Genomic DNA, 12,863 nt, shown 5'->3' on the forward strand with positions numbered 1-12,863 from the left:
ATGGCTTTCAGTGATGGGTACCTGCCAGAACTCACGCAGTAGCGGCGGAGGCTGGGCATGGATATTGAGCGCTTCACCGCTCCTCCGGCACGACAGCACGCTTGCTATCAGCTGTGCCGCTCCACGGTACGCAGGCAGCCGTGCCTGGCGTAAGCCCTGAAAGGGCAATGCGCGTTTGTGAGAAAAGTCACGGTTGCCAATCGTGAGGGGAATTAATGTTTGATCCATCGGCATTATATTTAGCCGGAACGGGACTCTGATATTCCCAGCCTGGCAAAATGGCTTGAAGCGGAGGGGCAATGCGCATGGCATCCTGGCGTTTCTCAATCAGACGGGCAGCTTTCACGCTTGCGATGATCGCTGCCGGCATTTCAACCACCCCATCGGCAGTGGCTCGGGAGACCCGGTCGGTCGTGCTGGTCAGGCTTTCGCCCGCGGCCAGCGCAGTCCTCGCCACAGGCCTGCTTAGAGGCAGGCTGAAGCCCATCAACGGCTGTGTTTACTTCGTTGATCAGAATGGCACGGCCTACCTCGCGGCGTGGCCTTATGGCTACTCGCTGGCGCTGGATGGAGGGACGCCGATCGGCATTCAGGGCGCGGGATCAGGACAGGTCCTGAAATTCGGGGTTGCAGCCTCTTTCGGGGGTGGCCACGCGGCTGAACTGCCCCGATCGAGCCTTGCCACCAACATCCCGGCGGGCTGCAGCGGCCCGATGATGACCATGCACTTGATTCGCCAGGCAAAGGAGTCGCCATGATCAACCTGATTCCGAACAACTGCATCCGCCTGCTGACATGGCTGGCGCTCAGTTCAATTGCATTCGGTTCACATGCGCGTGCGGGAGTTGAGAACCCCTCCGCTTATACGTACTCGCGCATTTTCGGCGTGTCTGAGGCCGAGGCCAGGTATCGATCGTTGAAGTCGGTCGCTGCAGCGCCCTTGGAGGCGAGGATCCAAGCAGCGGAACCCGCAACCTTTGGCGGCCTGTATGTAGAACACCAACCAGACTTCAGAATCGTCGTCATGTTCACCAGGAAGCCTGCCGAGACGTTGGCGAAGTACACCCAGGATCCTGTCTTTGTCGCTGGCACGTCCCCCCAATCCCTTGAGATGCTGCTGGCTACCCAGGCCGAGGGCGGCGCCCAGCTCCAGGCAAGAGGTGTCGAGTTCGAGTCGGGGCTTGATGTCAAACGGTCTTTGGTGACCTTCTATGTGAAGGACGAGGTCGCCGCCAGGCGTACGCTACGGCCGCTGCTCGGTGCAGTCGATTTTGTGAAGATCAAGGCGGTCAAAGGGTTCACTGTCACCACAGCGATCCAGGGCGGCAACAGAATCGCCGGGGCTACCATTGCGTGCACCACCGGTTTCAACGTCTTCGACGCAGAGCGTGAGCTTGGCATTCTCACCGCAGGCCATTGTGACAATGCCGCCAGCTATCAGGGTGTCGCAGCGCCTATGGTATTCCAGGCGGAGCAGGACGCTGGCGACTACGATGTCCAGTGGCACAAGGAATCAGCCACCGGGCCACGCCAGCCACAGGCAAATGAGATCACCCTGATCAACGGACCGTCGCCGACCCTCGAGATCACCAGCGTACTCCCCTCGACGGCAATGCATCTGGGCGATGTTGTCTGCAAGAGCGGAATCAGCGGTCATTACGCGTGCGGCACCATCCAGGACATGAACTCAATGTCCAACTACAACGGAGTGATCGGGCGCTACATTCGTGCGCGCAACCTTTCCGCAGGCCCGCTGAGCGTCGAAGGCGACAGCGGAGGACCAGTCTTCTCCAATCACGCAGCCGTTGGCATCATTCATGGCCGCGGGGGGGAAGGGACCGGGTTCGAGAACGACTTGTACTACATGCCCATCGAGCGGGTTTCGGTACTGGGCGTTTCCGTGCTGACAGAGGCGTTTGAAGTTACCGGCATCGCTGATCGTACAGAAAACTATTTCAGGCCATTCTCCGTTCCGGTGACATACAGGGGAGTGCCGAAGTTCCCGATCGAGCTGACGCTCGAGCGTCCCGTATGCCCCAGCGGCCCCTGCGAACCTGCGACGGAGACGCTGTCCGAGAAAACGCCCTCTCCTCTCAACTACACCTGGGTCTGCTTCTATCCAATCGTGCTGTACCCGCCACCGGTCATCCCACCTCCGCCCCTGACCTGGAGGGAACGGGTGACCTTGAAGGATGCCTCTGGAATTGCGGCCGAGCCGGTGGAGTACAACCTGCACTGCAGCGGATGCCCTGATTGCCCATAGCTTGCTTGAGGCGGATGGCGATGGACAGTGAGACCGTCCGAGGCGGCTGCCCGCCGGCAGCCGCCTCGTTCAGCGCACCGCTTCGTCGATCAGAACTTCACCGGCAGCACCTTCATCGCGCCGTGGGTATCGGCTTCGATGACGATCAGTCCGTTGGAGTCGGTCACCAGGATGTTGTCCGTGGTCTTCCGGTTCTCGCCCGTACCGCTGTTCCCGCAGAAGTACTCGTGCTCAGGCAGTGCAGCGCCCACGGTGGTGTAACGATCCACGGCGTCGCAGCGCGGGTGGCTGTAGCGGAGCCCGGCGCTGAAGATCACGAAATCGGGGCTGGTCGCCTTGGCCCACTCCACCGAATTGCTGCCCTGGCTGGACGCGCCGTGATGTGCTCCGGTCAGCAGGTTGGCCTTGAAACTCTTGAGACCGTTCGGCAGCTGCAGCTTGTTCTCGGTCGCCTGGGTCATGTCACCGGTGAAGGTCGTGGTGAAGTCTCCATAGCGCATCGCCACCACCATGCTTCCATCGTTCTTGGTGGTGCCCGCGTTGACGCCCAGGATGTAGCTGGCCACCTGCATGCTGCTACCCCCGTGCTCGGGCTTCCAACAGCTCAACCCCGGCTCGGGCGTGGCGGATGCGTAGAACCCCGTGTACATGTTGACCTGCGCCGCACTTTTGATCCTCTGCGTCTTGACCCAGTCTTGGAAGGTGCTGTTGTACTGGCTCCAGTCACCGCCCAGATACAACGACGTCACCTTCATGTTGGCAAACACCGGGGCGATGTAGTTGTAGTGGTCCTCGTCGGGATGGCTGATACTGACCGTGATCTCGCTCTTGTCATCGATCAGCGTTTCGACGTAGCCCTTTACCTTGCCCGCGTCCCAGTCCTGGGTGCCGGCGCCCTTGGAGCCGCAGTCCATCACCACCAAGCGGTTACCCGAAGGGCATTGAGCGATCTGGCAGTTTCCAGCACCGATCGGCAGCGTATGCACGACCAGATTGCCAGGATCCACCACGTTGACGACGGGAGCGCCCACCAGTGGTGGTGGCGTGGGTTTGATGCTGCCTGTGCTGCAGGCGGCCAGTAACAGGATCGCGGACAACAGCAGCCCGCGACCGACGAAGTCGATGCGTGTCATGGGATGACCCTCGTTGGGTTGAGACAGGCCGGATGGCTGTCACGAGGGATAAACGCACGATCCATGCCAAGTCATCGGTCTGCCTGCAGCACACCGGTTCGCACCGCGATCGCGTGGTCTACAGGCGCTTGGCCAGGCCCAGTTGGCGCACGCGCCGGCGCAGGGATTCGCGCGGCGTGCGCAGCTGCGAGGCCCAGTGGCCCGGATCGTCAGGGGCCTGCGCGACCGCGCGGCTTATCTCGTCCAGCGGAATGTCATCGGCGCGGCGGATGCTCGGCGATGCGTCCAGCAGCACGTAGAAGGAAGCACGCGAGACGCAGAGATGCTCGGCCGCCTTGCGCACACACCACTGGTGTGCTTCCAGTGCAGCAATCACATCGTCCTCGCCGACCCGCGACGGTGAGCGATAGCGCACTGCCGGCGCCACAGCGGCCACCTGGCCTGCGTCCATCGCAGGCGCAGACAGGGAGACGGGCGCGGGCACGGGAGCCGGCAGCAATGCCTGCATGTCCGGCCATTCCTGTACCTGTGCCGCCAGGCTCAGTCGCCGCAGCACATGTGCCAGCTGGCGGACGTTGCCGGGCCAGTCATACAGGCACAACGCCTGCACCACCGAGCCAGGCAGCTCCACCGGTGCAGCGTCGCTGCCCTGCCAACGTTGCAGCAGCTGCACGATCAGAACACCGATGTCCTGGCGACGCTCGCGCAGTGGCGGCATTGCAATCACGAAGGCTTCAAGGCGACGTAGCAACGGCTGGTTGAAGCCTGGCGTGGATAGATCCCGATCGGTGGCCGCTATCAGGCGCACGTCGGCGCGCTCGTTGCGTGCACTTCCAAGCGGTCGGTATTCGCCGGTTTCCAGCGCCCGCAGCAGCATCGGCTGCACCGCCGCAGGCGTGTCGCCAATCTCATCGAGGAACAACGTTCCGCCGTTGGCTTCGGCGAAATAGCCTTCGCGCGCCACCTGTGCTCCGGTGTAGGCCCCTTTGTTCGCGCCGAACAGATCCGCCGCCGCCAGCGACTCGTTCAAGGCGGCCATGTTCACGCTCACCAGCATCCGGTGCGAACGCGCACTGGCGGCATGGATGGCCTGCGCCACGAGCTCCTTGCCGGTGCCGGTCTCCCCCAGGATCAGGGTCGGCATGTCGGTTGCCGCGACCTGGGCGATCGCTGCACGTACCCGCGTCATCGCCGGGCTCACCCCGACCAGTGCACTGCCGCCCTGCCCGGCGCTGCCGATACCGATATAGCCCAGGCACAGCAGGACACTGCCACCCAATCGAAGTACCACCCCACGGCGAAGCCGCGTCGTGTCGAATGCAATGGGCGTCCCGCGCATGTCTTCGCTGATCGGCACACCGTCGATCTCGACGCGCATCGTCGATGCCGGGGCGCTCAGCAGCACACTGCCGTCGTCGCCTGCACGAAAGCACAGGGATTGCCTCGAAACGCCCTGATGTTCAAGCGCCTCGCCGACGTCACTGGCGGCGGCGAAGAACGCGGGCGCATTCCGGTTCAATTCGGCCGCGCCACGCTCAAGGAGCAAGGCTGCCTGCTCACCAATGCGACGCCGACGCGGATGCCAGAGCACCGTCAATCCGAGCGTTGCCGTGGCCTGTGCCGCCAGCGCCTCGATCGGCGCGGACAACGTGGCTTCCCTGTCAGCTGTGCGTCGCGACACCGGTCCCTGCCCCCATTCCGTGGCCGTTGCCGGATCGTACCTGATGTCGGCGCGGACCGCGGAGGGACATGCCGGGCATGTCAGCCGACATGTCAGCCGACCCGCCAGCCCTGGCCATGGCCTGTCCGGGCTGGCGCGAACCCTTGCCATGGCGGGTTCGGTGGAGTTGGCACGGTTTGTGTGTACGCCCTCATCGAGGCGCACGCTGCGTCTCGCCCATCAACCCTCAATCTCAAGGAAGTCCTTCATGTCGACCATCACTCTGATCAACGAAACCGGCGAAACCGTTCGACTGGCCGTGTTCCAGAAGCCGGTGAGCAACCCGACCCTGGCCACGATCGCCTGGCAGGTTGCCGCACCGCCGCCGGGTGGCAACTCGGTCATCCAGATCCCGGATGACTTCGGCCTGCAGGTGCGTTACTCGAACGATGCTTCCCGTCCCGACCAGCTGGACACCTCGGCCAAGCCGGCCTCCTTCGCCGAGACCTCCGCCGCGTTCACCATCGACAGCGTCGCCTCGCAGGACCGCCGCTCCAATGGTGCGGTGATCAACCAGAGCTTTACCGACCTGGTGCTCAATGAGGTGCGCGTGGTCAACAACTTCAGCATCGGCGTGGAAGCTTCCATCCTGCGCGGCCAGGACGCGATCTACGAGCCGCAGGTCATCTGGCCGGGCGGCCTGTTCATGGAAGATGTACGCGCGAGCATGTTCGTCGCCGTGGTTTCCCAGTTCACCTACAAGGGCCAGCGCCTGGTGCAGGAAGAAATCAGCCAGACCCAGCTCGAGGTGCTCGAGGGCGATTCGCTGATCGTCACTGGGTCCAAGTGGAAGGGCTACTCGCTGACCAAGGCCTGATCCGCAGCGGGACGGGCCCTGGCCCGTCCCGCTCCACTCCAAGGAGTTCCATCATGACCACTGCGCCTTCGCTGCCCCCGCTCCGTGCCGACTCGCTCCCCCTGCCCAGCAACATCTGGGCGCCCTCGCCAGACGCCAGTATCGAGATCTACTGGAGTGATCCCGTGGATGGTGCATTCGATGTCGCCCTGCTGTTGATCGACCGGGCCATCTCCTCGATGGACCCGGTCAACCTCATCGCCCGCAGCATTCTGGACAGCACCACCCCACGATTGACGTTCTCGCTTGTGGACCCCTATTCCAACAACCGGATCCTGTGGGGACGGATCGAGCGTCGTGTCGATGCTGACGGCTGCATCGGAGTCTGGCTGGTGGACACCGGCTATCCCGGCGGCTTTACCGATCTCGCAAGGATTGCTGGTCCCTTCGAAGGAGGCGCGCATGGCGATGCCGGGCACTGACAACGCGGGGGTTTTCGAGCAGGGGCCGGTGCGCATCAACTGGACCTTCAGCGCCGATGCGCTGGCCTGCGATGTGGATGTGTCCTGGCAGGGGCAGCTGCTCGCACGCAAGCATCTGGTATCCAACGATCCGATACTGGCGTTCGATGCGCGCGGCGAAACCTCGCCGGGCATGATGATCGTCGGGCAGCTGCATTTCGATGCCAGTCGCGCCGCACTTCTGCTCGACCAGCTCCGCTATCCCGGCGGAAGCGCCCCGCCGCAACTGCTGGGCGAAGCAGTGCCGCCCGCCCCGGTGCCGGAATCGGCGCAGGGCGAAGTGGTGCAGTCGCGGCTCGAGGAGGCGGGCGACTTGTTCCCCTATATCCAGCTCCGGGCGTGGCCGGGCACTTCGACCCGGACCCAGGAGGACAACTTCATCGCTTACTCCGGCACCTGCACGACCGCCGACCCGCGCCTGTACTGCCAGCTGGCCGCGTTGCTTCCAGCGGGAGACAGTGCGCGCAGCCAGATGCTTGAGCAGGCGGTGATGTTCCTGCAGGGCGATGCGCCCTATACCGGCCAGTGCGTACCCACGATTGCCGTGCTGGGGCCGGACGCTGTTGCGCTGGAGCGCTTCGCGCTGGCCGCTGCAGCGATTCCGCTGCCAAGCCGCGAAGCGTTGATCGATCTGATCGTGCAGCTCTGGGGTCAACCCTGGCCGGCGATCACCGAGGCCATGGCCTCGACGGAATTCGCGCAGACGCTTGATCGGATCTGGCAGAACGTGTTCGCCTTGAACTGTGTGCTTGGCTATGACCGTCGCCAGCGCGACGCACTCACCCGCACCCTCCAGGCGGCAACACTGCTGGGCCGCCTGTCGCGCGATACCGCACCGGGTTTCGAGGGGCGTTGGCCACCAGAACGTCTGCGTAATGGCCTGGCCGCCACCCTGTTGTTGCCTTCTCCCGTCTTCCCGCTGCCCGCCGCCGGGCCCGCCCGGGCCGAAGAGCCGTCGAGCATCCCGATCCAGCCCTATGCGATCGGTGAGCTGCAGCAGGTCAAGCGCCGCCTGTTGGGCTACGCGCTGGGAGAAGTCAGCCACATCGAGAGCGTGATGGCCGATGAGCGCAAGGTGCGCGCCCGGCATGAGCGCGCTGACACGCTGAGCGAGCATAGCGCTCGGACAGGCGTGGCCGATACCCATGAGGATCTGCGCGACGGCCTCGCCAGCACGCTGGAGTCGGAAGTCCACAACGCGCTGCGCGAACAGTTCAAGCTCGAGTATTCAACCACCTACGGTCCGCCCACCCAGTGCCAGCAGGACGGAAGCTGCACGCTGATGCCGGTGGACACCCAGCCCACCCGTGATCGCCTGGCCGACAGCGCGACGCTGGCGCGGCGGATCGTCCAGCGTGCCGCACAACGGGTCACCACCCAGCTGGGCGAGCAGCGGCTGCAGCGGCATCGTCACACCCGCCGCAATGAAGTCTCACAGTGCTTCGATCGTCGCGGCCGCGCCAACAACCAGCGTGGCGTCTACCGCTGGCTCAATGCCCGCTACCGGTGCTGGGTGGTCTCCGTCGGCCATCGGCTGATGCTGGAATACCGTGTCCCGCGGCCGGGCGAGCGGCTGGTGCACGCTCGCCGTGACCAGTATGGGCAGGCGCTGGAACAGCCGCTGGCACCTGCACAGCTGGGCCTGCGCCAGTTCAATGACCTTTCGCTGGATCCGCAGAGCCCCTGCTACTACGCTGCGCTGGCGGCACGCTACGGCGTGGAGGTCACCGAGCTTCCGCCCACGCCCGAGGCACATGCCTGTACGGTGTTCGAGAGCGGCACACCCTTGTTGAGCCAGCAGCTGCCGCTGCCGCCGGGCTATCAGGCGGTCTCGGCGAGCATCGCCCTGGCCAGTGCCAGCCAGGGTTGGAGCATGCGAGGCAGCATCGGCACGGCCGGGTTCACCACCGAGGGGAATGCATCAGCCGTCCTGCCGGACATTGCCTTGGCCGGGCAGACCGGCGCGCTGCCCATCAGCATCGTCCTGGTCGCACCTGCCGGCGCGGAGGAGCCGTCCGACCCTGCACCGACGGCAACGCCGCTGCCCGTCTATGGATTGAACATCGATGTACGCCTGGCCAGCACGCCGGAGCTGCTCGCGGCCTGGAAATCACGACTCTACGATCGGCTGATCGAGGCCTGGCGGCGCGAGCTGCTCCGCTATTTCGATGCCGCCGGTGCATCGCCCCGGCGCCACCCCGACGGGCAGGCGCAACAGCGCAGCATCCGCCTTGAACTGCAACGGGCAGGAGTGCGCGGGCTGCTTGGCCTGTCCCGCCGGCGCACGGGTGCCGATGCGCCTGACCAGCAGGTGGCGCCCACCCTGCAGCTATGGCTGGACCAAGCGCTGGAGTGGCCGGAGCTGACCTATACCCTGATCGATGATCCGGAGGCTGCACCCGCGCCGGATCCTGATGACGCCGGGTTGACCCCGTTCCTGCAGGCCGCGCAGGCACGGGTACTGCTGCCGGTCGCGCCGGGCCATGAGAACGCGCTGCTGTACTTCCTCGCTACAGGCATGATGTGGCTGGGTGATGACGCGCTGGTGCCTACGTTCCAGGCAACACTGGAGGCAGCCCCCGCTAACCAACCTGCGACGCTGCGTTACCTGGACCTGGCGGACGATCTCAAGGTGATCTCGGCCACGCCGGCCCCAGCACCTCAGCGGGAGGCGTGGGAGCTGATGGTGGCCACCGATATCAGCGTCCTGCAAGACGGTGAAGCCCTGCCCGACTTCAAGGACGAGGCATGAACACCGCCCAGCCCATCGGCAGCGTCTGCCTCTATCTCGGCGACCTTGCACAGGTTTCGCAGGCCCCCAATCCGGCCTGGTCGAGCGGCGACAGTGCCGTTGCCGCGTCCGCCGCGAGCCGCACAGATGGCCCACTCCGCGCGTTGCTGGAACCGCTCGGTTGGATGCCCTGCGATGGCCGCGAAATGCGCATCTCCCGCTACCCGGACTTGTTTGCCGCGCTCGGCTGCCTGTACGGCGGCCAGTACGAACGCGGCATCTTCAACCTGCCCGACCTGCGCGGCATGTTCGTCCGCGGGGTTGACGACGGCGCCGGCGTGGATCCGGACCGCGACCAGCGTCGTTCCCCGGACGGCAACCCGGACTATTCCGGTGTCGGCTCGCTGCAGTGGGATGCCCTGCAGGCGCATCAGCATGACTACAGCGAACCCACCGGCAGTACGGTCTCCGGCGATGCAGCGCAGGCCTGCAATCTGCCAGCCAAGCCCCAGAAGACCACCGATCCTGTCACCGGTCGCGTGAGCGTGCATGAGACACGCCCACGCAACATGGCCGTCCACTACATCATCCGTGTTGAGTAGTGGTGACCGCCAGGGGCTTAGACCGGCGGCTCGGTGCCCGACCCCACCTCGGCTTCTGGGTCGAACGAGAACACCCGGATTTCCTGCTGCGGGCCCGCCTTGGTCAGGCGTTCGATCACCACGGTGAGGATCAATGACAGCTTCCAGCGGCCGTCGTCCTGCACGACGGTCAGCGGGGTCAGCGAGTGCTGCACCGACGCACTGAAGCCGGGTTCACGGTCATGCTCGATCCGGGCCGGCTGCCACTGCTCGATCGGCGTGGTGGCTCGCACGCTTGAGAACGGCGATGGCGCCGAGAACCGTTCGCCCGAGGTGTGCGGAACCGTGTAAAGCATCGCATCGAGGATATTGGTTGACAGCAGCGTACCGCTGCGGCCAAAGCCGGTGACCTCCACGCTGACCGTATCGCCTTCACGGAAATGCACGGCACCGGCATAGCGGCCGACCGGCGAATAGAGATCTCGGTGCGTCTTTGCGACGGCAGCCTGCCACAACAGGTCCGAGCTGACCTGGTCGATATCGAAGCTGACCCGGATGATCGCGGCATCGGCCGCGGGCGGGGTGATGTTCACACTCATTCTGTCTTCCCTGTAAGCATGCGGTGGTAGCGCCGATCCCGGCGTAGAGCCAGAAGATCCGGCTCCCCGGCGATCATATGCGGGGGGTAGCCGCGCGCGATAGCGTCCTGCAGGTGAGCCAACGCAGCTTCGCGACGGCCGCCAAGTTCGGCCACCAGCGCTGCGCGAAACTGCAGGTCTGCATTGTTATTGCCACCGGCGAGTGCGGCGTCGATGCGCTGCCGTGCCAGCGAAGCCTGTCCCAGCCGGGCGGCGTACAGCGCGCTGCGACTCTGCAGCGTTGCGCTGTCAGGGCTGCGCTGCAGCAGCGTGTCCACCATCTGCAGGGCGCGCTGGTGGGCCGCGCGCGCCTGCGCTTCCTGGCCAGGCAACCAGCGCAGGGTATCGCCCAGATTGGCCCATTTCAGGTAGTCGTTGGGGCTGCCCTTCGCATCGGACAATGCACGCTCGAACGCCGTGGCGGCCTCAGCGTAGTCACCCCGCATGTACAACAGGGTGCCGAGGTTGCCATACAGGCGGCCATTGCTGCCCTGCCGAAGGCCCTGCTGCAGCACATGAAGCGCCTCATCGAGACGGTTCGCGCGCAGCAGCACGCCGCTCAAGCTGACGTAGGCCTGCACGCCATTGGGCTTGAGCAGGATGCTGCGGTGGAACGCCTGCTCGGCACCGGCGAGGTCGCCCTGCTGGTAGAGCAGCGTCCCCTGGGTGTCGACAAAGCCGCGGTCGGCAGGGAGCCGCCGCATGGCGTCGGCCAGCACCTGCTGGGCCTGGCTTGCGCGGCCCGACTGCGCGTACAGGCGCGCCAGGCCCAGCAACGCATGGCGATCGCCCGGGTCCAGCATCCGCGCCCGCAGATAGTGGGCTTCTGCGTCGGCCTTGTTGTTCAGATACTCCTCCACCCAGCCTCGCGCCGCCTGCACGATGGCCCGCTGCGGTTCCTCACGCTCGGCCTGCTGGGCTGCCGCGCGTGCGCGACTCAACCAGACCTCATCGCGCTCATCACCGGCGTAGCTCAGGCAATACCCGATGGCCAACAGCGCTGCGGCACCGGCATCGTGCGGGTCGCTGGCCAGTCGCTGCTCCAGCAGCGCCACCGCTTCGGCTACAGTGCCGGCCTGGTCGAAGTCAGCCAACAGGCGTTCCGCGCGGACCAACGGGTCGATCGCAGCACCGGCCTCCGCCACAGCCTCTGCCCCCGCCAGGCGCACGTCGCGCGCCTGGATGAACACAGCGAGCAGTCCGAACAACACGATCAAGCCCAGCACCCCACGCTGCTCCGCACGCTTTCGGCTTCGCTCGTGCCGCTGCTCCTGCGCCTTCAGCAGCGCCCTGTGCACATCGGACATGGAGCGTGGACGGTCCTGCGCGTGACGGCGCGTCATCCGCTCGACCAGATCGGTCAGCGCGGCGTCGGTACCGCGCGGCAGCCGTCGCCCTGCCGCTCCACCATGCAGGCGTCGATGTAATCCGCCCCACGCCGCGCTGGCCTCGAAATCACGGCTGCCCTTCAGCGCCTCGTGCAGCACCAGCCCAAGCGCATAGATGTCACCGGATGCGCCCGCGCGCGCGCCCAGCAGGCGTTCGGGGGCCAGGTAAGCCAGCGTCCCTGCCGCGCTCTGGGCAGTCACCGTGCTGACGGTCTGCTCGGGGTCGATGGCCGCAGCAGCACCGAAATCCAGGATGCGCACGTCCCCGCATTCGGTGAGCATCACGTTGGAGGGCTTCAGGTCACCATGCGCCCAGCCATGGCGATGGGCCACAGCCAAGGCTTCGGCCACCGCCGCACCCAGACGCAGCACACGCTCGGCGGGCAACGCGCCGGTCCGGTCCAACGCCTGCGCCAGAGTGATGCCGCGGATGCGCTCCATCACCATCGCCAGCTGACCGGCGTGCTCCTCCAATGCATAGACCGTTACAAAAGCACGGTGCGCCTGCGCGGCCAGCCGCTGGGCCTCGTAGCGCAGACCTCGTTGGCCGGATTCATCGCCTATCGAGAACTTGATCGCGACTTCGCGCGCCAGCCGCTCATCCCAGGCCAGGCAAACCCGACCGAAGCCCCCCTCGCCCAGCGTGCCTCCGATCCGATAGTGACTGAACTGCTGTCCCGCCCCCGTAGAGGGTTGCTCCACAACGTTGTCCATTCCCACTCCTGATTGATTGAGAGGGAGCAAGGATCAGTCACTTTTCGCGACTTCACGGGGTTGAACGCGCGTGTGCGATTGCAGTCCTCCACGTGCCGGGTGCGTCACCCTACCGCAGCAGACACTGCCAGAAAATTGACAGGCGCCGCTGCACAGGCTGGCTGCAGAAGCCACCAGCATTGCCACCGCCGCTGCACGCCATGGCTGCACCGATCAGGCGCACGCCACCCATGATCTTGTGCGATCGTGGCAGCGATGCCGCGCTGCGACTGGCGACCTCCTGGTACGTGGAAGCAGCGTGGGGGTGTCTGGGCCTGGAACCAATGCGTGCGAAACGTGCTGCCCTCAAAAGCGCCCGCGAATGGCCGTCTTGAAAAG

At 65.3% G+C, this 12,863-nt stretch carries 9 protein-coding genes; 5 read left to right on the forward strand and 4 right to left on the reverse strand.

Features of this window, described 5'->3' with window-relative positions:
- The first annotated feature begins 305 nt into the window (after positions 1–305).
- Entirely contained in the window at positions 306–758 is a 453-nt protein-coding gene (locus AASM09_RS11765) for a hypothetical protein (RefSeq protein ID WP_152906575.1), read from the forward strand.
- Entirely contained in the window at positions 755–2,263 is a 1,509-nt protein-coding gene (locus tag AASM09_RS11770; RefSeq protein ID WP_100443508.1) for a S1 family peptidase, read from the forward strand. The genes AASM09_RS11765 and AASM09_RS11770 overlap by 4 nt, the downstream gene beginning before the upstream one ends.
- Positions 2,264–2,352: 89 nt before the next feature.
- Here the strand turns inward: AASM09_RS11770 and AASM09_RS11775 are convergent, their stop codons facing one another.
- Positions 2,353–3,360, reverse strand: a complete 1,008-nt coding sequence (locus tag AASM09_RS11775; protein WP_157805961.1) for a ComEC/Rec2 family competence protein — start codon at positions 3,358–3,360, stop codon at positions 2,353–2,355.
- Positions 3,361–3,514: 154 nt separating this feature from the next.
- Positions 3,515–5,044 (reverse strand): sigma 54-interacting transcriptional regulator, encoded by a 1,530-nt coding sequence (locus AASM09_RS11780; protein WP_157804744.1) that lies wholly within the window; start codon positions 5,042–5,044, stop codon positions 3,515–3,517.
- A 280-nt stretch (positions 5,045–5,324) separates the two neighbouring features.
- Between AASM09_RS11780 and AASM09_RS11785 the strand changes: the two genes are divergently transcribed.
- From AASM09_RS11785 to AASM09_RS11795, 3 genes are all read left to right on the forward strand, one after another.
- Entirely contained in the window at positions 5,325–5,933 is a 609-nt protein-coding gene (locus tag AASM09_RS11785; RefSeq protein WP_049429274.1) for a hypothetical protein, read from the forward strand.
- A 336-nt stretch (positions 5,934–6,269) separates the two neighbouring features.
- Entirely contained in the window at positions 6,270–9,185 is a 2,916-nt protein-coding gene (locus tag AASM09_RS11790; protein ID WP_343368464.1) for a hypothetical protein, read from the forward strand.
- Entirely contained in the window at positions 9,182–9,766 is a 585-nt protein-coding gene (locus tag AASM09_RS11795) for a phage tail protein (RefSeq protein WP_049429277.1), read from the forward strand. The genes AASM09_RS11790 and AASM09_RS11795 overlap by 4 nt, the downstream gene beginning before the upstream one ends.
- 17 nt (positions 9,767–9,783) lie before the next feature.
- Here AASM09_RS11795 and AASM09_RS11800 read toward each other — a convergent pair whose 3' ends face one another.
- Together AASM09_RS11800 and AASM09_RS11805 are read right to left on the reverse strand one after the other, a co-directional pair.
- Entirely contained in the window at positions 9,784–10,344 is a 561-nt protein-coding gene (locus AASM09_RS11800; RefSeq protein WP_049429278.1) for a hypothetical protein, read from the reverse strand.
- Entirely contained in the window at positions 10,341–12,485 is a 2,145-nt protein-coding gene (locus tag AASM09_RS11805) for a serine/threonine-protein kinase (RefSeq protein WP_049429279.1), read from the reverse strand. Before AASM09_RS11805 ends, AASM09_RS11800 begins: the two co-directional genes overlap by 4 nt.
- Positions 12,486–12,863: the final 378 nt, after the last annotated feature.

It is taken from the genome of Stenotrophomonas maltophilia (assembly GCF_039555535.1).
In the GTDB taxonomy this organism is placed as follows: Bacteria; Pseudomonadota; Gammaproteobacteria; order Xanthomonadales; family Xanthomonadaceae; genus Stenotrophomonas; species Stenotrophomonas maltophilia_Q.